Consider the following 23,585-nt stretch of genomic DNA (forward strand, 5'->3'; position numbering starts at 1 on the left):
CGCCCCTTACCTTGCGACACAGGCCTACCTATGCTTTGCCGAATACTCCTTGCAGACGAGTCGCCCCTGTTCAGAGCGGGGCTGCGCGCGCTGCTCGAACAAAAACAAGATTACGCAGTGGTGGGTGAAACCGGTGACGGCGTGAGCGCCGTCGAGCTCGCCGAACAGCTCAAGCCCGACATCATCATGCTGGACATGGCGCTGGATGCGCTGGAGAGCGAAGAGACCCTGCGCGAGCTGTGCCTGCGCGTGCCGGCAAGCATGGTGCTGATGCTGTCGGCGCGCTCGGAGCTGGAGTTCGTGATGAAGTGCCTGCAGCAGGGTGCCCACGGCTTTCTGCTCAAGACCGCCACCGTGCTGGAACTGGAGCTGGCGTTGCAGGCGTTGAAGAACGGCGGCCAGTACCTGTCGTCGGCGGTGTTGCCGCTGGTGATCGGGCAGGCGGTCAAGCACAGCCGCAAGCGCCATGCCGGCAGCAGCACCATGCAACTGACCACCCGCCAGCTGGAGATCCTGCGCCTGATTGCACGAGGCGAGTCGACCCGCTCGATTGCCGATGGCCTGGGCCTGAGCGTGAAGACGGTGGAGGCGCACCGCTCGCAGATCATGCACCGCCTGCAGATACACGACATACCGGGCCTGGTGCTGTTTGCGGTGCGCGAAGGCATCATCCGCATCAACGACTGACCGCGCCGGGTTTCAGCCTTGCAGGGCTACCAGGGCGCCTTGCAGGGCCGTCGGCAGGCTGGCGGGCTGGCCGGTGGCACGCTCGACGAACACCTGCACCATGCGCCCGGCGGCGCAGGGCTGAGCTTCACCGACCTTGAACAGGGCCAGTTGGTACTCCACCGAACTGCCGGCCACCCGCGCCGCGCGCAGGCCGACTTCCAGGCATTCGGGGAAGGCGGCCGAGGCGAAGAAGTCGCACCCCGAACTGACCACGAACCCCACCACCTCGCCATCCTGCGGGTCGAGCCCGGCATGCTCGATCAGGTAGGCCTGCACGGCGCTGTCGAAGAAGGCGTAGACCGTGGCGCTGGCGATGTGGCCGTTGACGTCGTTGTCCTGCCAGCGGGTCGGCAGGGGGTGGACGTGGGGGTAGTGGTGGCGTTCGGGTGTGGCAGACATGAATGACCTGTATGCAGTGAAGGGGGCGGGAAGCATCCCACAACGAATTCAGAAGCACGGTGACAGTAAACCGTAACAGGGCTGAATAGCATGGGCGCCTACTCGAAACATCCATGCGGTTGCGCCGCTACTGCGCAAGGCATAGACTCTAACTACGCCAATGGCGTACAAAGGTTGGCATGCTCTTCATCGAAACAAGCGTATTTACCAGCGACGTTTCAAGCCATCTCGACGATCACGAGTACCTGTCGCTTCAGGTATATCTTGCCGAGCACCCTGAAGCAGGTGACCTGATCGAAGATACCGGCGGGCTGCGAAAAATTCGATGGGCAGCAAAAGGCAAAGGAAAAAGCGGCGGGGTTCGAGTGATCTATTACTACGCCGTGTCAGCCAGCCAGATCCGTTTGCTGCTTATCTACCGCAAAGGCATCCACGACACATTGACTAAAAAACAGAAAGCCGTACTTCGAAGCCTCAACCAAGGGTGGAAATGATGGACAGGAATCTTTTCGGTCGTCTCGTTGACAGCATGACCGAGATGGCTGAAATCGATCGTGGGGAGCGCAAACCTTCACGCGAGTTCCAGGTAGACGCCATGCGGGTCAGGGCCATACGCGAGGCAACCGGGCTTACCCAGGAAAAATTTGCGCAGTGTATCGATGTACCGCTGGGTACGTTGCGCAATTGGGAGCAAGGACGCCGTGCTCCAGAAGGGCCAGCACGGGCACTGCTGCGTGCGATTCACAATGACCCGGAACATGTTCTGGCCGCATTGGCCTGAATCACAGCCCAAACGAAAAAGCCGCCCATTCGGGCGGCTTTTTCTCAGCTGGCGAGCAGCAACTTACAGTTGCGGGCCCGCTGCCTTGATGGCGTCGGAAACGTCGAACTTCTTGAAGTTCTCGATGAACAGCGAAGCCAGGCCCTTGGCCGCTTCGTCGTAGGCAGCGCTGTCAGCCCAGGTGTTGCGCGGGTTGAGCAGTACGGTTTCAACACCCGGTACCAGTTTCGGCACGTCCAGGTTGATGATGTCCAGGTGCTCGGTTTCAGCACCGACCAGTGCGCCGCTCTGGATGGCCGCGATCACCGCACGGGTGGTCGGGATGTTGAAGCGCTTGCCCACGCCGTAGCCACCACCGGTCCAGCCGGTGTTGACCAGGTACACCTTGGAACCGAAACCACGGATACGCTTGATCAGCAGTTCAGCGTATTCGCCAGCCGGACGCGGGAAGAACGGCGCGCCGAAGCAGGTGGAGAAGGTCGACTTGATGCCGCTGCCCGAACCCATTTCGGTGGAGCCCACCAGCGCGGTGTAACCGGACAGGAAGTGGTAGGCCGCCTGCTCTTCGCTGAGGATCGATACTGGTGGCAGTACGCCGGTCAGGTCGCAGGTCAGGAAGATCACTGCGTTGGGCTCGCCACCCAGGTTCTTCTCGGAACGCTTGGCAACGTGCTCGAGCGGGTAGGCCGCACGGCTGTTCTGGGTCAGGCTGACATCGGAGTAGTCAGCGTGCTTGGCGTCGTCGATGACGACGTTTTCCAGCACGGCGCCATGCTTGATGGCTTTCCAGATGACCGGCTCGTTCTTCTCCGACAGGTCGATGCACTTGGCATAGCAACCGCCTTCGATGTTGAACACCACGCCCTCGCCCCAACCGTGCTCGTCGTCACCGATCAGGTAACGGCTTTCGTCGGCCGACAGGGTGGTCTTGCCGGTGCCCGACAGGCCGAAGAACAGGGTCACGTCGCCTGCTTCGCCGATGTTGGCGGCGCAGTGCATCGGCAGCACGTCGGCAGCCGGCAGCAGGAAGTTCTGCACCGAGAACATGGCTTTCTTCATCTCGCCGGCGTAACGCATGCCAGCGATCAGTACCTTCTTCTGGGCGAAGTTGAGGATCACGCAACCGTCGGAGTTGGTGCCGTCACGCTCGGGCACGCATTCGAAGTTGGCGACATTGAGCACTTGCCACTCATCACGACCGGCCGGGTTGTACTGCGCCGGGTTGATGAACAGGCAACGGCCGAACAGGTTCTGCCAGGCAGTCTGGGTGGTCATGCGTACCGGCAGGTAGTGCTCGGCAGCCGCACCTACGTGCACGTGGGAAACGAAATGATCCTGGGCGTTGTTGAACGCCTCGACGCGGTCCCACAGGGCATCGAACTTGTCGGCCGGGAACTTGCGGTTGATCGGGCCCCAGGCGATGGCAGACGAGGTGGACGGCTCGTCGACGATGAAACGGTCGACCGGCGAACGACCGGTGCGGTGACCAGTTTTCACGACCAGCGCGCCCGTATCGGCCAGCTCGCCTTCACCGCGGTTCAGCGCTTCTTTTACCAGTTCATCGACGCTCAGGTCGGTGTACACGGTGTTGTTGGCTTGCGTCATGAGATTCCCCATCCGGCCTGCGGCCGAGTGCTCCGAACGTTTTGTAGTAGAGCTTTTAAAACTACTACAGCGAAAAAAGTGGCGGGATTATGCCAGAAACGCCCAAAAAAAGTAGGGCCCTCCTGTCAGAACGGCGTGTTTCCGGCGTTCGACAGGAGATTTACCTGAACTTAAACGTTTTAGTGACGAGTATCTGACGGTGCGTCAACACCCCCGCCGGCGAACAATTGTGCGATTTCGGTTTCATCGAACAGGTAGCGCTGGTTGCAGAACTGGCAGTCGATTTCGATTGCCCCGCCATGCTCGGTCGCCAGGGCCAGGGCATCGTCCTGGCCGAGGCTGACCAGCGCGTTGCCCGAGCGCTCACGCGAGCAGCTGCAGCGGAACTGCAGCGGCTGGATATCGAACAGGCGCACGGCATCTTCGTGGTACAGGCGGTGCAGCACGGTCTCGTTGTCCAGGCCCAGTTGCTCTTCGGCCTTCAGCGTATTGGCCAGGGCCGTGACGTGCTTCCAGCTGTCTTCGCGGTCGTCCTCGTCCTTCTGGCGGTCGGCCGGCAACTGCTGCAGCAGCAGGCCGCGGGCGCGCTGGCCATCGGCGTTGAGCCAGAAGCGCGTGCCCACCTGCTGGGACATCACGAAGTAGTTGGTGAAGCACTCCGAGAGGTTCTCGCCATCCAGGTCGACAATGCCCTGGTAGCGCTGGCCCTGCGCCGGGTCGATGGTCAGCGCCAGCTGGCCATCGGGCATCAGGTCGCCCAGGGTGGCATCGGGGGCGATCTGCTCGGCGTGGTAGCGCGCCAGGCCACGGATGTCGCGCTCGCTGGAGCACTCGATCATCAGCAGCGGGATCGGCCCTTCGGAGCGTGCCTGCAGGATCAGCAGGCCGTCGAACTTGAGCGCGCCCACCAGCAGCGCCGCCGCGGCCATCAGCTCACCGAGCAGTTGCGCCACCGGCTGCGGGTAGGGGTGCTTGGCCAGGACTTCGGCGTAGCTGCGCTCGAGCGAAACCAGTTCGCCGCGTACGTCGCGCTCGTCGAAGATGAAGCGTTGGGTGAAGTCGGTATCTGGCAAATCGGACATGGTTTCTGGCTTTCTGAAAGATGACAAAATAATTTCAAGGGCCTATAAAGCCCCGTTTAGAGCACCAGAATGGTGCGAACGATAGCGCTGTAAAAGAGGTAGTTTATGGACAATCCACCCCTGTTCCAAGCCAGGTGGGCTTGGGGCCCCCTGTGTCTGGCTACGTTGATTCCCGTTGCACTACTGTGTTTCTGGTTATGGCCCGTTGGCCAGGCCCTTTGCATGGCGCTCGACGAATGGCTGTTCCACGCCCTCAATCGCCCACTGGCCAACAACACCCTGTGGCGCAGCATCTGGACCCTGGGCAGCCTGCGCCCGTTCGACATCGTGGTCGGGCTCATCATGCTGATGCTGCTGATTCGCGGCGACTGGGTATTCAAGGCCGTCGAGGTGCGCCGGGCTTTTTTCGGCTTCCTGGTGACCCTGCTGGTGCTGGTGGTGATCCGCGCCCTGTTCTCCAAGCTGGTACGCCTGATGGGCTGGCAGCACCATAGCCCGTCGATGGTGTTCAGTGACGCCATCATGCTCAGCGACTACTACCCGGCGCTCGAAGCGCGCTGGGAGCTCAAGGACCGTTCCAGCCAGAGCTTCCCCGGCGACCACGCCTCGGTGCTGCTGCTGTGGGCACTGTTCATGAGCCTGTTCAGCCGCCGCCTGATGCAGCATGTGCTGATCTGGGCACTGGCGGTGCTGTTCATGCTGCCACGCCTGGTGGCGGGTGCCCACTGGGGCCAGGACGACTATATCGGCGGCCTGGGCATGGCCATCCTGGCGCTGGGCTGGAGTTACTATACGCCGTTTGCTGCCCGGACCAGCGCCGGCCTGGTGCGTGTCACCGCGCCCTTGTTCGGTTGGCTGGCACGGCTGCCGCTGCTCGGCCGCCTGAGCGTGATCGGCGCGCGGGACTAACCGGCGCTGTCGTGCAACTGATGTAGCTGGCGGCGCTGCTTCTTGGTGGGCCGCCCGTCGGTGCTTACCCCAAGGGCGCCGGCCTTGCGCAGCGCCGCGGCCTGCTCGCGGCGTGCCAGGCTCTGTGCGGTCTCCTCGTACAGCGCCTGTGCCTCGGGTGCGCCGCGGCGCACCACCGACAGCGCCGTGACCACCACGGTACGTTCGTCGAAACCGGTACGCAGCACGAACTCGTCACCCACCCGCGGCTCCTTGCCCGGCTTGCAACGCTCGCCCCGACAATGCACCTTGCCGCTCTCGATCGCCGCCTTGGCCAGGGCGCGGGTCTTGTAGAAGCGCGCCGCCCACAACCATTTGTCCAGGCGAACCTTGTCGTCCTCTTCCGGCTTTTGTGCCATGGCATTTCCCCGATTCATTTGTTTCATGGAACTGTACTACCGTAACTGGCGGATGCAAAAAATACGCGGCGTGCTTACAGTTCACCGACTTTTACCCAGGTTGTGCATCTTGAAGACATATGACCATTTGAGCGTGATCGGCCTGCGCGAGTGGGTGGCCTTGCCCGACCTCGGCGTGGCAGGCCTGCGCGCCAAGATCGATACCGGCGCCAGCACCTCCAGCCTGCACGCCACCGAAGTGGAAACCTTCGAACGCGATGGTGAAACCTGGGTCCGCTTCAACGCGCACCTGGGTTCGGTGGTACAACTGCGTCACCGGCGCTGCGAAGCGCCTCTGGTGACGATGAAGACCATCAAGAGCTCCAATGGCCATGCCCAGACCCGCTACGTGATCCGCACGCCCCTGGCGCTCGGCGACCGGGTGTGGGAAGTGGAGTTCACCCTGGCCTGCCGCAAGGCCATGCGCTATCGCCTGCTGCTCGGCTCCAAGGCCCTGGTACACGGCCAGCTGGTGGTCAACCCGGGCCTCAAATACGTACAGGACAAGCCGGCCTCTCCGGCCACCATTACCCCCTCCACAGGTGTTGCATGAAGATCGCTGTGCTGTCGCGGAACCCGCGTCTGTATTCCACTCGTCGTCTGGTCGAAGCCGGTACGCAACGAGGCCATGAAATGGTTGTGATCGATACCCTGCGCGCCTACATGAACATCGCCAGCCACAAGCCGCAGATCCACTATCGCGGCAAGCCGCTGGAAGGGTTCGACGCCGTCATCCCGCGCATCGGCGCGTCAGTGACGTTCTATGGCTGCGCGGTGCTGCGCCAGTTCGAGATGATGGGCGTGTTCCCGCTCAACGAATCGGTGGCCATCGCCCGCTCGCGGGACAAGCTGCGCTCGCTGCAGCTGCTGTCGCGCCGTGGCATCGGCCTGCCGGTCACCGGCTTTGCCCATTCGCCCGACGACATTCCCGACCTGATCCAGATGGTCAACGGCGCCCCCCTGGTGATCAAGGTGCTCGAGGGCACCCAGGGCATCGGCGTGGTGCTGTGCGAAACCACCAAGGCGGCCGAGTCGGTGATCGAGGCCTTCATGGGCCTGAAGCAGAACATCATGGTGCAGGAGTACATCAAGGAGGCCGGTGGCGCCGACATTCGCTGCTTTGTGGTGGGCGACAAGGTGATCGCCTCGATGAAGCGCCAGGCCAAGCCCGGCGAGTTCCGTTCCAACCTGCACCGGGGCGGCACCGCCAGCCTGATCAAGGTCACCCCGGAAGAACGCATGACCGCCATCCGCGCTGCCAAGGTCATGGGCCTGAGCGTGGCCGGCGTGGATATCCTGCGCTCCAATCACGGCCCGCTTGTGATGGAGGTCAACTCCTCGCCGGGCCTGGAAGGCATCGAGGTCACCACCGGCAAGGACGTGGCCGGGATGATCATCGAACACCTGGAGAAGAACGGCGGGCCGAACCTGACCCGCACCAAGGGCAAGGGCTGAGCCCTTGCGTCCCTAGACCGCGTCGCGTGGCAGCAGCAGGCCCAGGGGCAAGCGTACCCGCGCCTCGATGCCGCCACCGGAACGGTTGCGCAGCTCCACATTGCCGCCGTGCTGGGCGGCAATGCGCTTGACGATAGCCAGGCCCAGGCCGGTGCCCTTGCCGCTGCGGGCGCGATCACCGCGAATGAACGGATTGAAGATCGCCTCCAGCTCACCCGGATCGATGCCGGCGCCGCGGTCGAGCACGCTCAGCACCACGTAGGGCGCGCTGGTGTCACCCGAGACATAGGCCGCCACTTCCACGCCCTGCCCGGCGTGATGCAGCGCATTGCCGATCAGGTTGTTGAGCAGGCGCTTGATCGAAACCCGGCGCAGCGGAAACGGCGGGATCGGCTCCAGGCACAGCCGCACCTGCTCTTCGGGCTGGTTGAACGGCGCGACCACCTCGCGTACCAGGTCGCTGAGGTCCACCTCCTCGACCGGCTCGTCGCGGCCATCGCGGATGAACGCCAGGAACTGGTCGAGAATCGCGTCCATGTCCTCGATGTCGCGCACCATGTCATCGGTCAGGTCGCTTTCGTTGGCCAGCAGCGACAGCGACAGGCGCAGGCGCGTCAGCGGCGTGCGCAGGTCATGGGACACCCCGGCCAGCATCAGCTCACGCTCGCGCCCCGCCTGCTCGACATCCTCCGCCATCTGGTTGAAGGCCCGGTAGACCTCGGTCATCTCGCTGGGCGTGTCGCTGATCGGCAGGCGCACGCTGCGCCCCTGGCCCAGTTGCCGGGCGGCGAACACCAGGCGCTTGAGCGGCTGGTTGAGCTGGCGCACGAAGATCCAGGCCGAAGCCGTGGACAACAGGCCGATGGCCAGGAACCAGCCCAGCACGTTCCAGATCTTCTGGCCGCGCAACGGGTGCGGGTACAGCGGCACCTTCAGCCAGCCATCGCCCAGGCTCGGGGCCTGTACCCACAGCGCCGGCGGCGCATGGATGCGCAGGCGCACCTCGGTGTCCTCGCCCAGTTCGGCCTGCATCTGGCGCTGGTAGATCTCGCTGTAGGGCCAGTGCTGCTCACCCTCGGGCACACCGGTACCGACCACCCGCTTCAAGCCGGCGGCTTCGGCAATCTTCTCGCGGTTTTCCTCATCGGCCGCCCAGTAGGCGCGCAGCGTCAGTGCGACGCCGTGGCTGTACTGGCGGTCCACCAGCACGTCCTCGTTCATCAGCAGGTACACCAGCGTCAGTGCCTTGGAGAACAGCACCACGGCCAGCACCAGCCACAGCGTGCGGGCGAAGAAGCTTTGGGGGAACCACAATGGCGTTTTCATGGGCGACGGCTACACGGTTGGCAGGAGCGAGCGCGGCTCGCAGGCGTTGCGGATTTCGGCACAGGCAAAAACAGGGCAACCCGAGGGGCGCCCTGCCTATGCTGACCTGCTCCTGTACAAGGCTTCACTTGCCGGCATTGCCATCCGGCACGAAGACATAGCCCACACCCCAGACGGTCTGGATATAGCGTGGCTTGGAAGGGTCGGGTTCGATCATGCGGCGCAAACGCGAGATCTGCACATCGATGGAGCGCTCCAGGGCGTCCCACTCACGACCGCGCGCCAGGTTCATCAGCTTGTCGCGGGTCAGCGGCTCGCGGGCATGCATCACCAGCGCCTTGAGCACCGCGAATTCGCCGGTGGTGAGCATGTGCACTTCGTCGCCGCGCTTGAGTTCGCGGGTGGCCAGCGACAGCGCGTAGTCGCCGAAGGTGACGGTTTCGTCCTCGCTGCCTGGTGCGCCCGGTACCACCGGGGCCTGGCGACGCAGCACGGCCTTGACCCGCGCCATCAGCTCGTCGGGGTTGAACGGCTTGGCCAGGTAGTCGTCGGCACCCAGTTCCAGGCCCTTGATGCGGCTGAGTTCGTCACCCTTGGCGGTGAGCATGATGATCGGCACCTGGTTGTTTGCCCCGCGCAGGCGCTTGCAGGCGGTCAGGCCGTCTTCGCCGGGAAGCATCAGGTCGAGCACGATCAGGTTGAACACTTCACGCGCCAGCAGGCGGTCCATCTGTTCGGTGTTGGGTACGGCGCGGGCACGGTAGCCCTTGCTGGTGAAGAAACGCTCCAGCAGGCTGCTCAGGCCCGGGTCGTCATCGACGATGAGGATTTTCTCGCCTTCGGCGGGTTGTGCAGTGCTGCTCATGGGTAGCTCCTTTAATCTCGGCGGGCATTATGGCTTAGGCGCCATTTGAGCGTGCCGTGTGCATTGTTAGCAGATTTTTCCCAAGTCGCCAGCGGCATGCCCCGACAGGCTGGCGCGCCGCGATCCCCGCAAGCCCGGATCGCTGGGTATAATGCGCCGCTTTGATCCAGCGTCGCCCTGCTCGAGCGCGCCCCGTGGCGCCGGCCTGCGGCCTTTGCATTCACGAATTGTCAGGTGGTTTTATGGACAGCATCAACAGCCGCATCGCCGAGGAACTCGGTGTCCGCCCGCAACAGGTCGAAGCGGCCGTGGCTCTACTTGATGAAGGCTCCACGGTGCCCTTTATCGCCCGTTACCGTAAAGAAGTGACCGGCAGCCTGGACGACACCCAACTGCGCAACCTGGAAGAGCGCCTGCGCTACCTGCGCGAACTCGACGACCGCCGCGCCAGCATCCTGGCCAGCATCGAGGAGCAGGGCAAGCTGACCCCGGAGCTGGCCCGCGAGATCAAGCTGGCCGACACCAAGACCCGCCTCGAAGACCTTTACCTGCCGTACAAGCAGAAGCGCCGCACCAAGGGCCAGATCGCCCTGGAAGCCGGCCTGGGCGAGCTGGCCGACGGCCTGTTCAACGACCCGCAGCTGAACCCGGAAACCGAAGCGGCGCGCTTCGTCGACGCCGAAAAAGGCGTGGCCGACGTCAAGGCGGCCCTCGAAGGCGCCAAGTACATCCTCATGGAGCGCTTCGCCGAAGACGCCAGCCTGCTGGCCAAGCTGCGCAACTTCCTCAAGCAGGAATCGGTGCTCAGCGCTCGCCTGGTGGCCGGCAAGGAAGAGGAAGGGGCAAAGTTTCGTGACTACTTCGAACACGACGAGCCGCTCAAGAGCGCGCCCTCGCACCGCGCCCTGGCGATCTTCCGCGGGCGCAACGAAGGCGTGCTGTCGGCCAGCCTCAAGGTCGGCGAAGAGCTGCCCGGCACCCTGCACCCCTGCGAAATGATGATCGGCGAGCACTTCGGCGTGAAAAACCAGAACCGCCCAGCCGACAAGTGGCTGGGCGAAGTGGTGCGCTGGACCTGGAAGGTCAAGCTCTACACGCACCTGGAAACCGACCTGTTCGGCGAGCTGCGTGACAACGCCGAGGGCGAGGCGATCAACGTGTTCGCCCACAACCTGCATGACCTGCTGCTGGCCGCCCCGGCCGGCCCGCGCACCACCCTGGGCCTGGACCCGGGCCTGCGCACCGGCTGCAAGGTGGCGGTGGTGGATGCCACCGGCAAACTGCTCGACACCGCCACGGTGTACCCGCACGTACCCAAGAACCAGTGGGACCAGACCATCGCCGTGCTCGCCGCCCTGTGCGCCAGGCACAAGGTCGAGCTGATCGCCATCGGCAACGGCACCGCCAGCCGTGAAACCGACAAGCTGGCCGCCGAGCTGATCAAGAAATACCCAGCCTTGAAGATGACCAAGATCATGGTCTCCGAAGCCGGCGCCTCGGTATACTCGGCCTCCGAGCTGGCGGCCAAGGAATTCCCCGACCTGGACGTGTCGATCCGCGGCGCGGTGTCGATTGCCCGTCGCCTGCAGGACCCGCTGGCCGAACTGGTCAAGATCGACCCCAAATCCATCGGTGTGGGCCAGTACCAGCACGACGTGTCGCAACTCAAGCTGGCCCGTGGCCTGGATGCGGTGGTCGAGGACTGCGTGAACGCCGTGGGCGTGGACGTCAACACCGCCTCGGTGGCGCTGCTGGCACGCATCTCGGGCCTCAACAGCACCCTGGCGCAGAACATCGTGGCACACCGCGATGCCAACGGTGCCTTCAAGACCCGCGCCGCGCTGAAAAAGGTCAGCCGCCTGGGCGAGAAGACCTTCGAGCAGGCCGCAGGCTTCTTGCGCGTGATGAACGGCGACAACCCGCTGGACGCCTCGGCGGTGCACCCTGAAGCCTACCCGCTGGTACAGCGCATCGCCGCCGACACCGACCGCGACATCCGCTCGCTGATCGGCGACAGCGGCTTTCTCAAGCGCCTGGACCCGAAAAAATTCACCGACGAAACCTTCGGCCTGCCGACCGTCACCGACATCCTGCAAGAGCTGGACAAGCCCGGCCGCGACCCGCGCCCCGAGTTCAAGACCGCCGAGTTCCAGGAAGGCGTCGAAGACCTCAAGGACCTGCAACTGGGCATGATCCTCGAAGGCGTGGTCACCAACGTGACCAACTTCGGCGCCTTCGTCGACATCGGCGTGCACCAGGACGGCCTGGTGCACATCTCGGCGCTGTCGGAGAAGTTCATCAAGGACCCGCGTGAAGCGGTCAAGGCTGGCGACGTGGTCAAGGTCAAGGTCATGGAAGTGGACATTCCGCGCAAACGCGTGGGCCTGTCGATGCGCATGGGCGACACCCCGGGCGAGAAAATCGACGGCGCCCGCGGCAGCCGCCCGGGCTCGGCACCGCGCCAGCAGCAGCCGGCACGCGCCAAGGAGACCCCGGCCCCGGCCAACAACGCCATGGCCTCGCTGTTCGCCAACGCCAAGCAGTTGAAGAAGAAGTGACCGACCTGCCCGAAGAGCAGGTGCGCAGCGCATTCAGCCAACTGCTCGGCTGTCGCCTGCAACGCCTCGACCAGGGCGTTGCCGAGGTGGCCCTGGCCCTTGAGCCGCACCTGCGCAACCGCGGCGGCAAGCTGCATGGCGGGGCGATCTTCAGCCTGGTCGACATCGCCATGGGCCTGGCCTGCTCCAGCGCCCATGGCTTCGACAAGCAGAGCGTCACCGTGGAATGCAAGATCAACTACCTGCGTCCGGTCAGCGAGGGCGAGGTGCTGTGCGTGGCCCGCGTGCTGCAGGCCGGGCGGCGCATCCTGGTGGTCGATGCCGACGTGCTGCAAGGCGAAAAACTGATGGCCAGGGCCCAGGGCACCTTCACCGTGCTCTAGCCGCAAACGCCCAATGTGCGGTACTTTCGGCAGTGCGCGGGCACTGCCGGAACCCTGCGAAAACCAGGCGACCACGCCAGTTCCTCTGTCCACCCTTGTAGACCGTCGTTTCCACCCCCATATTGGGGCGACTGACGCGTGAAGGAATCCATCTTGAGCGAACTTCTCAACCGCCGCCTGAGCCTGCTCGGCCAGGGCGACAACCTCTCCCTGCTCAAGCAGTGCCTGCACGGCATCGAGCGTGAATGCCTGCGCGTGACCGAGGACGGTCGTCTGGCCCAGACCCCGCACCCCGAAGCCCTGGGCGCGGCCCTGACCCACGAGCAGATCACCACCGACTATTCCGAGTCGCTGCTGGAGTTCATCACCCCTGCCCTGGCCGACCCTGCCCAGACCCTCGAAAGCCTCGAGAACATCCATCGCTTCGCCTACAGCAAGCTCGGTAACGAGTACCTGTGGAGCCCGTCGATGCCCTGCCCGCTGCCGGCCGAGGAAGACATCCCGATCGCCTGGTACGGCACCTCGAACATCGGTCAGCTCAAGTACGTGTACCGCAAGGGCCTGGCCCTGCGCTACGGGCGCACCATGCAATGCATTGCCGGCATCCACTACAATTTTTCGCTGCCAGAACAGATCTGGCCGCTGCTGCGCCAGGCCGAAGGCCAGGCGGGCGACGACCGCGACTACCAGTCGTCGGCGTACATCGCACTGATCCGCAACTTCCGTCGCTACAGCTGGCTGCTGATGTACCTGTTCGGCGCCTCCCCGGCGCTGGACGCAGGCTTCCTGCGCGGCCGCGCGCACCAGCTCGAACAATTCGATGCCGACACCCTGTACCTGCCCTACGCCACCAGCCTGCGCATGAGCGACCTGGGTTACCAGAGCAACGCCCAGGCCGGCCTGACGCCGTGCTACAACAACCTGGCCAGCTACACCGACAGCCTGCGCAAGGCCGTCGCCACGCCCTATGCGCCGTATGTCGAGATCGGCACGCACAAGGATGGCGAGTGGGTGCAGCTGAACACCAACATCCTGCAGATCGAAAACGAGTACTACTCCAACATCCGCCCCAAGCGCGTGACCTACAGCGGCGAGCGGCCGATCCAGGCGCTGATGGCCCGCGGCATCCAGTACATCGAAGTGCGCTGCCTGGACATCAATCCGTTCCTGCCCACCGGCATCGACCTCACCGAAGCGCGCTTCCTCGACGCCTTCCTGCTGTTCTGCGCACTGGAGCAGAGCCCGCTGCTGGACAATGGCGAGTGCGGCCAGTGCACCAGCAACTTCCTCAGCGTGGTCAAGCAGGGCCGCAAGCCTGGCCTGGAACTGCAACGTGACGGCCAGCCGGTCGCGCTCAAGCAGTGGGCCGACGAGCTGCTGCAACGTATCGCCCCGCTGGCCGAACTGCTCGACCGCAGCCACGCCAGCGACGAGCACGCCAAGGCCCTGGCCGCGCAGGCGGCCAAGGTCAGCGACCCGTCGCTGACGCCGTCGGCCCAGGTGCTGGCGAGCATGACCGAGCACAAGGAGAGCTTCAGCCGCTTCTCCCTGCGCCAGAGCCAGGCGCATGCCGACTACTTGCGCGGCACGCCGCTGAGCAGCGAGGCGCAGCAGCGTTTCGAGGCCCTGGCGCGTGAATCGCTGGAGGCCCAGGCCACCCTGGAGCGCGAAGAGGACGTGGTCGATTTCGACCTGTTCGTGGGCGCCTACCAGGCCAGCATCCTGGCGATCAGCAACTGACATGAGCCGTGCAGCCACGCCCCGCAAACCGCGCGCTGCCAGCCAGGCCCGGATCGACTCGATCCTGGCCGCCGCACGCGACCTGCTGGCCAGCGAAGGCGTGGCCAGCCTGTCGATCTATGCAGTGGCCGAACGCGCACAGATCCCGCCCTCGTCGGTGTACCACTTCTTCGCCAGTGTGCCGGCGCTGCTCGAAGCCTTGACGGCGGATGTGCACAGCGCCTTTCGCGCCTGCCTGCAGGCGCCGATCGAGCCTGGCAGCCTGCAGCACTGGGGCGACCTGTCGCGCCTGGTGGAGCAGCGCATGCTGAGCATCTACAACCAGGATGCGGCGGCGCGCCAGCTGATTCTGGCGCAGCATGGGCTGAGCGAAGTGACCCAGGCCGACCGCCAGCACGACATCGAGCTGGGCGACCTGATGCACAAGCTGTTTGCCGAGCACTTCCGGCTGCCGGCGTTGCCGGACGATGTGGATGTGTTTGCCCTGGCGATGGAGTTGGGAGACCGGGTGTATGCCCGTTCGGTGCAGCTGCACGGGCAGATCACCCCGCGCATGGCGGAGGAAGGAATGCGGGTGTTCGATGCGTACCTGGGATTGTACCTGCCGCCCTTTCTGCCCAAACGCTGACGGCCCTTTCGCCGGCAAGGCCGGCTCCTACAGGCCCGCTGTAAACCTGTAGGAGCCGGCCTTGCCGGCGAAGCTTTTTCAGAGCTTGGCGATCGACACTTCAGTCGACTTCACGAACGCAATCACCTCACTGCCCACCACCAGTTCCAGCTCCTTGACCGAACGGGTGGTGATCACCGAGGTGACGATGCCCGATGCCGTCTGCACGTCGATTTCCGACAGTACAGGGCCTTCCAGGATTTCTTTCACAGTGCCTTTGAACTGGTTACGTACGTTGATCGCTTTGATGGTCATGTGCAGGTTTCCTTTTAAAGACGAAAGATCAATGGGCCCAACGCAGCTGCGTGGGCAAAGGTGCTACAGGTTCAGGCTCGGGCGGGGTGCCCGGCACCGACAGGACACGGTTCAGCACTTCGGTTTCCAGCGCCGCCAGGCGATGCGAGCCGCGTGCCCGCGGACGCGGCAGGTCGACCAGCAGGTCCAGGCCGATCTCGCCGTCCTCGATCAGGATCACCCGATCGGCCACCGCCACCGCTTCGCTGACGTCATGGGTCACCAGCAACACGGTGAAGCCGTGCTTGCGCCACAGGTTCTCGATCAGTTGCTGCATCTCGATCCGGGTCAGCGCATCCAGTGCGCCCAGCGGCTCGTCCAGCAGCAGCAGGCGCGGCTGGTGAATCAGCGCACGGGCCAGGGCCACGCGCTGCTTCTGCCCACCGGACAACGCCGCCGGCCACTCGTTGGCCCGGTCTGCCAGGCCCACCGCCTCCAGCGCCTGCAACGCACGCTCACGCCAGTTGCCGGTGAGCCCCAGGCCGACGTTGTCGATGACTTTCTTCCAGGGCAGCAGGCGCGCCTCCTGGAACATCAGCCGGGTGTCCTCGCGGGCATCGCTGAGCGCCGCAGAACCGGCCAGCAGCTCGCCGGCACTGGGCTGGTCGAGCCCGGCCAGCAGACGCAGCAGGGTGCTCTTGCCGCAGCCGCTACGGCCGACGATGGCAACGAACTGGCCCGCCGGGATGTGCAAGTCGATGTCGCGCAGCACCTGACGTTGGCCAAAGGTCTTTTGCAGCTTGTGCACGGCCAGCGGTATTCCGCGCAGCAGCCGTGGCGGTTGTTCCTTGAGCACGGTCATGCGCCGTCTCCCTTGCTGACTTGATAGGCCGGGTGCCAGCGCAGCCATACACGCTCCAGGCCACGGGCGGCCAGGTCGGCGAGCTTGCCGAGCACGGCGTACAGCACGATCGCCAGCACCACCACGTCGGTTTGCAGAAATTCGCGGGCGTTCATCGCCAGGTAGCCGATGCCGGCGTTGGCCGAGATGGTTTCGGCCACGATCAGGGTCAGCCACATGAAGCCCAGCGCGAAGCGCACGCCCACCAGGATCGAGGGCAGCGCACCGGGCAGGATCACCTGGCGAAACAGCGCAAAACCGCTCAGGCCATAGCTGCGGGCCATTTCCACCAGCGCCGGGTCGACATTGCGGATGCCGTGGTAGGTGTTCAGGTAGATCGGGAAAAGGGTGCCCAGGGCCACCAGGAAGATCTTTGCCGACTCGTCGATGCCGAACCACAGGATCACCAGCGGGATCAGCGCCAGGTGCGGCACGTTGCGGATCATCTGCACCGAGCTGTCGAGCAGGCGTTCGCCCCACTTCGACAGACCGGTGATGAAGCCCAGCGCCAGGCCGATGCTGCCGCCGATCACGAAGCCGACCGCGGCGCGCCAGCCGCTGATGGCCAGGTGGGTCCAGATTTCGCCGCTGCGCACCAGGTCTACGCCGGCACTGAGCACCGCGCTCGGCGCTGGCAGGATGCGCGTCGACAGCCAGCCGGCGCTGACCGCCAGCTGCCACACCGCCAGCAGCAGCACGGGCAGGGCCCACGGCGCCAGGCGATGCGACAAGGGAATGGAGGATCGTTTCATGCTTCGATCCTCACGCCTTGGCCGCGGCTTTGGGCAGGATGTCGTTGGCGACCATCTCACCGAACGGGCTCACATAGTTGGCACCGGCCGGGGCCTCGGGGCGCTGGATGTCAAGGTGCGGGAACAGCAGTTCGGCCACGCGGTAGGACTCTTCCAGGTGCGGGTAGCCGGAGAAGATGAAGGTGTCGATACCCAGGTCGGCGTATTCCTTGACCCGTGCGGCCACGGTCGGGCCATCGCCGACCAGCGCGGTGCCGGCACCGCCACGCACCAGGCCGACCCCGGCCCACAGGTTGGGGCTGACCTCCAGGTTGTCGCGGTTGCCGCCATGCAGCGCAGCCATGCGTTGCTGGCCCACCGAGTCGAAGCGCGCCAGCGAGGCCTGGGCACGGGCAATGGTGTCGTCGTCCAGGTGCGAGATCAGGCGCTCGGCCGCTTGCCAGGCCTCGGCGTTGGTCTCGCGCACGATCACGTGCAGGCGGATACCGAAACGAACGCTACGGCCCTGCTGGGCGGCCTTGGCGCGCACCTGTTCGATTTTCTCGGCCACGGCGGCCGGTGGCTCGCCCCAGGTCAGGTACAGCTCGACCTGTTCGGCGGCGAGGTCTTGCGCCGCTTCCGACGAGCCACCGAAGTACAGCGGCGGGCGTGGCTGCTGCACCGGCGGGTAGAGCAGCTTGGCGCCTTTTACCTTGATGTGCTGGCCATCGTAGTCGACGGTTTCGCCTTCCAGCACGCGGCGCCAGATGCGGGTGAATTCCACCGAGGCCTGGTAGCGCTCTTCGTGGCTGAGGAACAGGCCGTCGCCGGACAGCTCCTCCGGGTCGCCACCGGTCACCAGGTTGAACAGCGCACGGCCATTGGACAGGCGGTCGAGGGTCGCGGCCTGGCGTGCCGCCACGGTCGGCGAGATGATTCCCGGGCGCAGGGCCACCAGGAACTTCAGGCGCTGGGTCACCGGAATCAGCGACGCGGCCACCAGCCACGAGTCTTCGCACGAGCGGCCGGTAGGGATCAGCACGCCACCGAAGCCCAGACGGTCGGCGGCCTGGGCGATCTGTTGCAGGTAACCATGATCGACAGCGCGAGCACCTTCGGCGGTGCCAAGGTAATGACCGTCGCCGTGGGTTGGCAGAAACCAGAAAACATTGAGGCTCATTGGAGTTGTCTCCTAAGGGGTGGCGCAAGCCGGGGCGGCGCCCCGGTGCGGTCGAACGTCAAGGCGCGGTGGCGACCTTGGCCGGTGGCGTCCAGATCACATCCTTGATGCTCAGCGGCTTGGGAATCAGCTTCAGGGTATGGAAGGTGTCGGCGATCTTCTGCTGGGCGGTGACCACGTCCGGGGTCAGGAAATGCGCACCGTAGCCCTGGCGCTTGACCGAGGTCAGGGTGATGTCGGCCGGCAGGCCCAGCAGCGGCGCCACCTGGTCGGTGACCTCCTGCGGGTTGGCCTTGGACCACTCGCCCACCGCGCGCACCTCGTCCACCAGCGCGGCGATCACTTCAGGGTGCTGCTGCGCATAGGGCCGGGTGGCCAGATAGAACTGGTGGTTGTCGACGATGCCACTGCCATCGCGCAGGGTGCGTGCCTGCAACTGCTGCTCGGCGGCGGCCTGGTACGGGTCCCAGATGACCCAGGCGTCGACGCTGCCACGCTCGAACGCGGCGCGGGCATCGGCTGGCGGCAGGAATACCGGCGTGATGTCGGTGTACTTGAGGCCGGCGTCTTCCAGGGCGCGCACCAGCAGGTAATGCACGTTGGAGCCCTTGTTCAGGGCGACCTTCTTGCCCTTGAGTTCCTTCACCGACTGGATCGGCGAACCCTTGGGTACCAGGATCGCCTCGCTGGTGGGGGCCGGTGGCTCGTAGGCCACGTAGAGCAGGTCGGCACCGGCGGCCTGGGCAAACACAGGCGGGGTTTCGCCGGTCACGCCAAAGTCGATGGAGCCCACGTTGAGGCCCTCGAGCAGCTGCGGGCCGCCGGGGAATTCAGTCCACTGCACCTGCACGCCCTGGGCAGCCAGGCGCTTTTCAAGGGAGCCCTTGGCCTTGAGCAGCACCAGGGTGCCGTACTTCTGGTAACCGATGCGCAGGCTCTCGGCCTGGGCTTGAGTGATGGCGCCGAAGGACACAGCCGCAGCAAACAGAGCGACCAGACCGCGACGCAAAACGACAGTGCGCATAGCGCTCTCCTTTTTGCTGTGGGGTTCAGGCTGCACCTGCTTGCCCGTTGGCGGGCGAGTAAGGTGGGGTAAGACGGTAAAGCCGGTGTAGCGCTTCAGATGCTCCAGCGAGCACTGAGCAGACGTTCGTTGAGCAGGCCCGGGGCCACCGGCTTGGGGCGGCGCGCGAGGGCGCTGTGAAACAGTTCCAGCGATTCGTTAAGACGCTGCTCAAGCACCGGCGCCAATTGGGCGGCGGCGCTGCCTTCGCCGTAGGCGATCTGGCTGTCGTCGGCGAAGATCCCCTGCAGGGTCTCCTGGGCCTTGAGCGCCGAGAGCACCGGCTTGAGCGCGTAGTCCACCGCCAGCATGTGGGCGATGCTGCCACCGGTGGCGATGGGCAGAACCACCTTGTGTTCCAGCGCACGCTCGGGCAGCAGGTCGAGCAGGGTCTTCAGCGCACCGGCGAAGGACGCCTTGTATACCGGGGTGGCAACCACCAGGCCGTCGGCCTGGGCCACCAGTTGCAGGAAGTGCTGCACCGTGGGGCTGTCGAAACGTGCGTGCAGCAGGTCTTCGGCGGGGAAATCGCGTACCTGGAAGCTCACCACTTCCACGCCCTGGCTGTTCAGCCATTGCCGCGCGCGGTCGAGCAGGACGCCGGAGCGCGAACGCAGACTGGGACTACCGCCGAGAGAAACAACCAGCATTGGAGCACTTCCTTGATCGTGTTCTAGAGGGCCGCGAGATTGGATCTCGCTGGAGTGGAGTGACCATAACAGCTCGGCATATATACCAATAAATCATATTTTTTCATTTGTTTATTCTATCTGGAACTATAAGAACTTCGTCGGCAAGGCCGGCTCCTACAGGGGGCAGTGCAACCTCGCAGGAGCCGGCCCTGCCGGCGAAAGAGGCCTGCGCGGACATAAAAAAGGGCCGTCGAAACGGCCCCGAAATGCCCTGCTGTGGCTACATCAAAACATTCAACGGTTAGGCTGCGGGGTCAGGCGCAGGTACGGCTTGACCACCCGGTAGCCCTTCGGAAAGCGCCGCTTGATTTCCTCTTCGTCCTTGAGCGACGGCACGATCACCACCTCGTCACCGTCCTGCCAGTTGGCCGGGGTGGCGACCTTGTGATTGTCGGTGAGCTGCAACGAATCGATCACCCGCAAAATCTCGTTGAAGTTCCGGCCGGTGCTGGCCGGGTAGGTGATGGTCAGGCGGATCTTCTTGTTCGGGTCGATCACGAACAGGGAGCGTACCGTCAGGGTGTCGCTGGCGTTGGGGTGGATCAGGTCGTACAGGTCCGACACCTTGCGGTCGGCGTCGGCCAGGATCGGGAAGTTGACGATGGTGTTCTGGGTTTCATTGATGTCTTCGATCCAGCGGTGGTGCGAGTCCACCGGGTCGACCGACAGCGCGATGGCCTTGACCCCACGCTCGGCGAACTGGTCCTTGAGCTTGGCGGTAAAGCCCAGTTCCGTGGTGCACACCGGCGTGAAGTCGGCCGGGTGCGAGAACAGCACGCCCCAGCTGTCGCCCAGCCACTCGTGGAAGCGGATCTTGCCCGCGCTGGAATCCTGTTCGAAATCGGGGGCGATATCGCCGAGTCTGAGGCTCATGGTGCGGCTCCTTGGCTGGGTTGTTTATGACCTCACTGTAGCCTGCCTGTGCATAAGGTTAAAAAGAATAAATATCGATTTATTTATAACTGAAAAGCCTATCAATTCACGGGCAAAAAAAACCCCGCACACGGCGGGGCTTTTCGTTCAGCCAGGCCTTACAGGAAGCTGTAGGTGTAGCTGAGGATCAGACGGTTTTCGTCCTGGTCGCGCTGGTTGACCGCGTCGGAACGCAGCGAGGCGTTACGCCAGGCCAGGCCCAGACCCTTGAGGGTACCTTCCGGTACGACGTAGCCCAGGGTGAAGTCACGTTCCCACTCGGAACGGTCACTGCCCGGCGCGTTGACGTTGTCGCCCTTGAGGTAGATTACGGAGGTGGTCAGGCCAGGCACGCCGATGGCAGCGAAGTCATAGGCGTACTGCGCCAGCCAGGTGCGCTCGCCGGCACGCTGGAACTTGCCGATCTGCACGTCGGTGATCAGGTAGCTGGTCGAACCGTCACCCTGGTTCAGGAACGGGAAGTCACTGGTACCGTTGACGCGCTGGTAGCCGGCGCTCAAGGCATGGCCTTGCAGGCTGTAGGTGAACTTGGCGCTCCAGGTGCGGTTGTCGACTTCACCGTTGTTCTGGTAGCCGGAGGCACGGTAGCCGGCCAGGCGACCTTCGGTGCTGCCGTTCTTGCCGTCCGAATCGCTGTAGAAATAACGCAGGTCGGACTTCAGGCTACCCACTGGCAGTGCCAGGGTGTGGGTCAGGCCCAGGAAGTGCTGTTTGTAGAAGTCGTCCAGGTTGCCGTAGTAGTACTGCGCCAACAGGTCCTTGGTGATCTTGTAGTCGGCACCGGCGTAGTAGAACGCGTTGCTGCGACGGTTCGCGGTCGCGGTTTGCGGGTTGCCGTTGGAGCCGGCGATGGTCAGCGACTCGTTGTTGGTCGAGTTACGGCCCTTGGCATGTTCCAGCTTGCCGCCGATCAGGGTCAGGTTGTCGATTTCGTTCGAGGTGATCTGGCCACCTTCGAAAGTCTGCGGCAGCAGACGACCGTCGTTGTAGGTCACGACCGGCAGTTTTGGCTGCAGGGTGCCCAGCTGAGCGACGGTTTTCGAGATCTTGACCTTGCCGGTCAGGCCCACGCTGCTGAATTCGTTGACCGCACGGCCGTCGCCGTCGGTTGGGAACACCAGGCCGCCCTTGGCAGAGCTGGTTGGGTTGTAGTGGGTGCCTTTACCCGAGTCCAGGCGGAAACCGGCCAGGCCGATGGCGTCGACACCAAAGCCGACTGTGCCTTCGGTGAAGCCCGAGCTGAAGTTGAAGATGAAACCTTGGCCCCATTCTTCCTGTTTGGAAGGTTTGCCATCGCCATTACGGTTGTCTTGGTTGATGTAGAAGTTGCGTGCAGTGATGCTCGCCTTGCTGTCTTCCACAAAACCGGCTGCACCCGCTTGCTGGGCCAGTACCCCTACGGCCACGGCAAGTGCCAGGCTGGACTTGTTCATGCATCACTCCTTTCGATTCTAATTTTTGTGTGTCGCTTGATGGGCAGACTCTGTCGTTCCGCTCCAAAGACGATTGGCGATTAGCACCAAAGCGTGACTGATAAGTCAATCGTAACCAGTCGTTTCACTACTTTGGTCTAAGGCGCCGGCCTTGGGTGCGAAGGATAATGACAATCCTATAAATCAAAAAAGACAATTTTGTGAATTTTTCAGATTATTACGGAATATAGTCCGATTATTTCAGCGTTTTGCAGGATAGCCCATAAGCTAATTCCCATATCTTCTTAAAAATATATTTTTTATACCGATCATCTTCCTCATTGCCCCGGCAGCCCGCGATTGTTCACCACCCTGGCAGCGACTACCTTGACCCGGGTCATCCAGCCAATGACTCCTAAGCTAATGCCAAAAAGTTATTTATTTCGACATTCTTAGATCAACTAGTCTTCTCGTCATCCACACCGCCTACCCGCCTGACGAGGAGTTTTCCATGACCCTGCCTGCCCCGCTGCGCCTGTTCACCGCCCTGGCCCTGGCCGGTGCCGCCTTCTTCGTCCAGGCCGCCGACCTGACCGTGGCCTACCAGACCACCGTCGATCCGGCCAAGGTGGCCCAGGTCGATGGCACCTATGAAAAGACCAGCAAGGCCAGCATCGACTGGCGCAAGTTCGACAGCGGCGCCGACGTGATCACCGCCGTCGCCTCCGGTGACGTACAGATCGGCTACCTGGGCTCCAGCCCCCTGGCCGCCGCCGCCACCCGCAAGCTGCCGGTGGAAACCTTCCTGATCGCCACCCAGATCGGCGCCGCCGAGGCACTGGTGGCTCGCGAGGGCAGCGGCATCAACTCGCCGCAGGACCTGATCGGCAAGAAGATCGCCGTACCGTTCGTGTCCACCGGCCACTACAGCCTGCTGGCCGCACTCAAACAGTGGAACATCGACCCGTCCAAGGTGCAGATCCTCAACCTCGCGCCACCGGCGATCATCGCCGCCTGGAAGCGCGGCGACATCGACGCCACCTACGTATGGGACCCAGCCCTGGGCGTGGCCAAGGAAAACGGCAAGGTGCTGATCACCTCCGGCGAGCTGGCCGAAAAAGGCGCGCCGACCTTCGACGCCTGGATCGTGCGCAAGGACTTCGCCGCCAAGCACCCCGAGATCGTCAAGGCCTTCGCCAAGGTCACCCTCGACGCCTACGCCGACTACCGCAAAAACCCGCAAGCCTGGCTAGCCGACAAGGCCAACGTCGACAAGCTGGTCAAGCTTTCCGGCGCCAAGGCCGCGGACATTCCGGGCCTGCTGCAGGGCAACGTGTTCCCGCTGGCCGCCGACCAGGTCGCGGCCCTGGGCGCACCGACCACCAAGGCCATCACCGACACCGCCACCTTCCTCAAGGAACAAGGCAAGGTCGACGCGGTACTGCCGGACTACGCGCCCTATGTCAGCGCCCAGTTCATCACCAACTGACACCGGAGCCCCTT

The 23,585-nt window shown here is 63.9% G+C and carries 25 protein-coding genes; 11 read left to right on the forward strand and 14 right to left on the reverse strand.

Features of this window, described 5'->3' with window-relative positions:
• Positions 1-30 precede the first annotated feature (30 nt).
• Entirely contained in the window at positions 31-687 is a 657-nt protein-coding gene (locus V9K84_RS20730) for a response regulator transcription factor (RefSeq protein WP_088514114.1), read from the forward strand.
• 12 nt (positions 688-699) lie between these two features.
• On the opposite strand, the gene V9K84_RS20735 is transcribed toward V9K84_RS20730, so the two are convergent.
• Positions 700-1,128 (reverse strand): thioesterase family protein, encoded by a 429-nt coding sequence (locus tag V9K84_RS20735; protein WP_088514113.1) that lies wholly within the window; start codon positions 1,126-1,128, stop codon positions 700-702.
• A gap of 179 nt (positions 1,129-1,307) precedes the next feature.
• Between V9K84_RS20735 and V9K84_RS20740 the strand changes: the two genes are divergently transcribed.
• Complete coding sequence (locus V9K84_RS20740; protein ID WP_043861628.1) at positions 1,308-1,622, forward strand: hypothetical protein; 315 nt, start codon at positions 1,308-1,310, stop codon at positions 1,620-1,622.
• A complete protein-coding gene (locus tag V9K84_RS20745; RefSeq protein WP_043861671.1) occupies positions 1,622-1,909 on the forward strand; it encodes a helix-turn-helix domain-containing protein in 288 nt (95 codons plus the stop codon). The genes V9K84_RS20740 and V9K84_RS20745 overlap by 1 nt, the downstream gene beginning before the upstream one ends.
• Before the next feature lie 63 nt (positions 1,910-1,972).
• Here V9K84_RS20745 and V9K84_RS20750 read toward each other — a convergent pair whose 3' ends face one another.
• Positions 1,973-3,514, reverse strand: coding sequence for a phosphoenolpyruvate carboxykinase (locus V9K84_RS20750; protein ID WP_043861627.1), 1,542 nt, complete (start codon positions 3,512-3,514; stop codon positions 1,973-1,975).
• A gap of 179 nt (positions 3,515-3,693) precedes the next feature.
• On the reverse strand, positions 3,694-4,596 hold the full coding sequence (gene hslO / locus V9K84_RS20755; RefSeq protein WP_088514112.1) for an Hsp33 family molecular chaperone HslO: 903 nt from the start codon (positions 4,594-4,596) through the stop codon (positions 3,694-3,696).
• Between the two features lie 105 nt (positions 4,597-4,701).
• Here hslO and V9K84_RS20760 point away from each other — a divergent pair, with 105 nt between their 5' ends.
• Positions 4,702-5,505 (forward strand): phosphatase PAP2 family protein, encoded by an 804-nt coding sequence (locus tag V9K84_RS20760; RefSeq protein WP_088514111.1) that lies wholly within the window; start codon positions 4,702-4,704, stop codon positions 5,503-5,505.
• Here V9K84_RS20760 and V9K84_RS20765 read toward each other — a convergent pair.
• Positions 5,502-5,903, reverse strand: coding sequence for a S4 domain-containing protein (locus tag V9K84_RS20765; protein WP_043861624.1), 402 nt, complete (start codon positions 5,901-5,903; stop codon positions 5,502-5,504). The two genes, V9K84_RS20760 and V9K84_RS20765, sit on opposite strands and share 4 nt — an antisense overlap.
• Before the next feature lie 109 nt (positions 5,904-6,012).
• Between V9K84_RS20765 and V9K84_RS20770 the strand changes: the two genes are divergently transcribed.
• Together V9K84_RS20770 and rimK are read left to right on the forward strand one after the other, a co-directional pair.
• Positions 6,013-6,495, forward strand: coding sequence for an ATP-dependent zinc protease (locus V9K84_RS20770; protein WP_088514110.1), 483 nt, complete (start codon positions 6,013-6,015; stop codon positions 6,493-6,495).
• On the forward strand, positions 6,492-7,397 hold the full coding sequence (gene rimK, locus V9K84_RS20775) for a 30S ribosomal protein S6--L-glutamate ligase (protein ID WP_043861622.1): 906 nt from the start codon (positions 6,492-6,494) through the stop codon (positions 7,395-7,397). The genes V9K84_RS20770 and rimK overlap by 4 nt, the downstream gene beginning before the upstream one ends.
• Positions 7,398-7,409: 12 nt before the next feature.
• On the opposite strand, the gene V9K84_RS20780 is transcribed toward rimK, so the two are convergent.
• On the reverse strand, positions 7,410-8,723 hold the full coding sequence (locus V9K84_RS20780; RefSeq protein ID WP_043861621.1) for an ATP-binding protein: 1,314 nt from the start codon (positions 8,721-8,723) through the stop codon (positions 7,410-7,412).
• Positions 8,724-8,847: 124 nt separating this feature from the next.
• Complete coding sequence (ompR, locus tag V9K84_RS20785) at positions 8,848-9,588, reverse strand: two-component system response regulator OmpR (RefSeq protein WP_043861620.1); 741 nt, start codon at positions 9,586-9,588, stop codon at positions 8,848-8,850.
• Between the two features lie 242 nt (positions 9,589-9,830).
• Between ompR and V9K84_RS20790 the strand changes: the two genes are divergently transcribed.
• From V9K84_RS20790 to V9K84_RS20805, 4 genes are all read left to right on the forward strand, one after another.
• A complete protein-coding gene (locus V9K84_RS20790; protein WP_088514109.1) occupies positions 9,831-12,146 on the forward strand; it encodes a Tex family protein in 2,316 nt (771 codons plus the stop codon).
• Positions 12,143-12,529, forward strand: a complete 387-nt coding sequence (locus V9K84_RS20795; protein WP_052504261.1) for a PaaI family thioesterase — start codon at positions 12,143-12,145, stop codon at positions 12,527-12,529. Before V9K84_RS20790 ends, V9K84_RS20795 begins: the two co-directional genes overlap by 4 nt.
• 153 nt (positions 12,530-12,682) lie before the next feature.
• Complete coding sequence (gene gshA / locus V9K84_RS20800; RefSeq protein ID WP_043861618.1) at positions 12,683-14,269, forward strand: glutamate--cysteine ligase; 1,587 nt, start codon at positions 12,683-12,685, stop codon at positions 14,267-14,269.
• A 1-nt stretch (position 14,270) separates the two neighbouring features.
• The gene (locus V9K84_RS20805) at positions 14,271-14,897 is read left to right on the forward strand and encodes a TetR/AcrR family transcriptional regulator (protein ID WP_043861617.1); all 627 of its coding nucleotides are present in this window, start codon (positions 14,271-14,273) and stop codon (positions 14,895-14,897) included.
• A 78-nt stretch (positions 14,898-14,975) separates the two neighbouring features.
• Here V9K84_RS20805 and V9K84_RS20810 read toward each other — a convergent pair whose 3' ends face one another.
• The 8 genes from V9K84_RS20810 to V9K84_RS20845 form a co-directional block, all read right to left on the reverse strand.
• Positions 14,976-15,191 (reverse strand): TOBE domain-containing protein, encoded by a 216-nt coding sequence (locus V9K84_RS20810; RefSeq protein ID WP_043861616.1) that lies wholly within the window; start codon positions 15,189-15,191, stop codon positions 14,976-14,978.
• Positions 15,192-15,219: 28 nt separating this feature from the next.
• A complete protein-coding gene (gene ssuB / locus V9K84_RS20815) occupies positions 15,220-16,032 on the reverse strand; it encodes an aliphatic sulfonates ABC transporter ATP-binding protein (protein ID WP_043861615.1) in 813 nt (270 codons plus the stop codon).
• Complete coding sequence (gene ssuC / locus V9K84_RS20820; protein WP_088514108.1) at positions 16,029-16,823, reverse strand: aliphatic sulfonate ABC transporter permease SsuC; 795 nt, start codon at positions 16,821-16,823, stop codon at positions 16,029-16,031. Before ssuC ends, ssuB begins: the two co-directional genes overlap by 4 nt.
• A 10-nt stretch (positions 16,824-16,833) precedes the next feature.
• Positions 16,834-17,982 carry an FMNH2-dependent alkanesulfonate monooxygenase gene (gene ssuD / locus V9K84_RS20825; protein WP_078481609.1) on the reverse strand — a complete coding sequence of 383 codons (1,149 nt, stop codon included), beginning with the start codon at positions 17,980-17,982 and terminating at the stop codon, positions 16,834-16,836.
• 58 nt (positions 17,983-18,040) lie between these two features.
• Complete coding sequence (locus tag V9K84_RS20830; protein ID WP_054915910.1) at positions 18,041-19,006, reverse strand: sulfonate ABC transporter substrate-binding protein; 966 nt, start codon at positions 19,004-19,006, stop codon at positions 18,041-18,043.
• Between the two features lie 95 nt (positions 19,007-19,101).
• The gene (gene ssuE / locus V9K84_RS20835; RefSeq protein WP_043861611.1) at positions 19,102-19,695 is read right to left on the reverse strand and encodes an NADPH-dependent FMN reductase; all 594 of its coding nucleotides are present in this window, start codon (positions 19,693-19,695) and stop codon (positions 19,102-19,104) included.
• Positions 19,696-19,971: 276 nt separating this feature from the next.
• Positions 19,972-20,610, reverse strand: coding sequence for a peroxiredoxin (locus V9K84_RS20840; RefSeq protein ID WP_088514107.1), 639 nt, complete (start codon positions 20,608-20,610; stop codon positions 19,972-19,974).
• 158 nt (positions 20,611-20,768) lie between these two features.
• Complete coding sequence (locus V9K84_RS20845) at positions 20,769-22,103, reverse strand: OprD family porin (RefSeq protein WP_088514106.1); 1,335 nt, start codon at positions 22,101-22,103, stop codon at positions 20,769-20,771.
• Between the two features lie 490 nt (positions 22,104-22,593).
• On the opposite strand from V9K84_RS20845, the gene tauA reads away from it, so the two are divergent.
• Positions 22,594-23,571 (forward strand): taurine ABC transporter substrate-binding protein, encoded by a 978-nt coding sequence (gene tauA, locus V9K84_RS20850; RefSeq protein WP_043861608.1) that lies wholly within the window; start codon positions 22,594-22,596, stop codon positions 23,569-23,571.
• Positions 23,572-23,585: the final 14 nt, after the last annotated feature.

The organism is Pseudomonas sp. AE27 (genome assembly GCF_037113495.1).
GTDB classification, from domain to species: domain Bacteria; phylum Pseudomonadota; class Gammaproteobacteria; order Pseudomonadales; family Pseudomonadaceae; genus Aquipseudomonas; species Aquipseudomonas palmensis.

Coding starts and splice junctions, on each gene's coding strand:
- V9K84_RS20730 (WP_088514114.1), top strand. CDS start 31: ATGCTTTGCCGAATACTCCTTGCAGACGAGTCGCCCCTGTTCAGAGCG.
- V9K84_RS20735 (WP_088514113.1), bottom strand. CDS start 1,128: ATGTCTGCCACACCCGAACGCCACCACTACCCCCACGTCCACCCCCTG.
- V9K84_RS20740 (WP_043861628.1), top strand. CDS start 1,308: ATGCTCTTCATCGAAACAAGCGTATTTACCAGCGACGTTTCAAGCCAT.
- V9K84_RS20745 (WP_043861671.1), top strand. CDS start 1,622: ATGGACAGGAATCTTTTCGGTCGTCTCGTTGACAGCATGACCGAGATG.
- V9K84_RS20750 (WP_043861627.1), bottom strand. CDS start 3,514: ATGACGCAAGCCAACAACACCGTGTACACCGACCTGAGCGTCGATGAA.
- hslO (WP_088514112.1), bottom strand. CDS start 4,596: ATGTCCGATTTGCCAGATACCGACTTCACCCAACGCTTCATCTTCGAC.
- V9K84_RS20760 (WP_088514111.1), top strand. CDS start 4,702: ATGGACAATCCACCCCTGTTCCAAGCCAGGTGGGCTTGGGGCCCCCTG.
- V9K84_RS20765 (WP_043861624.1), bottom strand. CDS start 5,903: ATGGCACAAAAGCCGGAAGAGGACGACAAGGTTCGCCTGGACAAATGG.
- rimK (WP_043861622.1), top strand. CDS start 6,492: ATGAAGATCGCTGTGCTGTCGCGGAACCCGCGTCTGTATTCCACTCGT.
- V9K84_RS20780 (WP_043861621.1), bottom strand. CDS start 8,723: ATGAAAACGCCATTGTGGTTCCCCCAAAGCTTCTTCGCCCGCACGCTG.
- ompR (WP_043861620.1), bottom strand. CDS start 9,588: ATGAGCAGCACTGCACAACCCGCCGAAGGCGAGAAAATCCTCATCGTC.
- V9K84_RS20790 (WP_088514109.1), top strand. CDS start 9,831: ATGGACAGCATCAACAGCCGCATCGCCGAGGAACTCGGTGTCCGCCCG.
- V9K84_RS20805 (WP_043861617.1), top strand. CDS start 14,271: ATGAGCCGTGCAGCCACGCCCCGCAAACCGCGCGCTGCCAGCCAGGCC.
- V9K84_RS20810 (WP_043861616.1), bottom strand. CDS start 15,191: ATGACCATCAAAGCGATCAACGTACGTAACCAGTTCAAAGGCACTGTG.
- ssuB (WP_043861615.1), bottom strand. CDS start 16,032: ATGACCGTGCTCAAGGAACAACCGCCACGGCTGCTGCGCGGAATACCG.
- ssuC (WP_088514108.1), bottom strand. CDS start 16,823: ATGAAACGATCCTCCATTCCCTTGTCGCATCGCCTGGCGCCGTGGGCC.
- ssuD (WP_078481609.1), bottom strand. CDS start 17,982: ATGAGCCTCAATGTTTTCTGGTTTCTGCCAACCCACGGCGACGGTCAT.
- V9K84_RS20830 (WP_054915910.1), bottom strand. CDS start 19,006: ATGCGCACTGTCGTTTTGCGTCGCGGTCTGGTCGCTCTGTTTGCTGCG.
- ssuE (WP_043861611.1), bottom strand. CDS start 19,695: ATGCTGGTTGTTTCTCTCGGCGGTAGTCCCAGTCTGCGTTCGCGCTCC.
- V9K84_RS20840 (WP_088514107.1), bottom strand. CDS start 20,610: ATGAGCCTCAGACTCGGCGATATCGCCCCCGATTTCGAACAGGATTCC.
- V9K84_RS20845 (WP_088514106.1), bottom strand. CDS start 22,103: ATGAACAAGTCCAGCCTGGCACTTGCCGTGGCCGTAGGGGTACTGGCC.
- tauA (WP_043861608.1), top strand. CDS start 22,594: ATGACCCTGCCTGCCCCGCTGCGCCTGTTCACCGCCCTGGCCCTGGCC.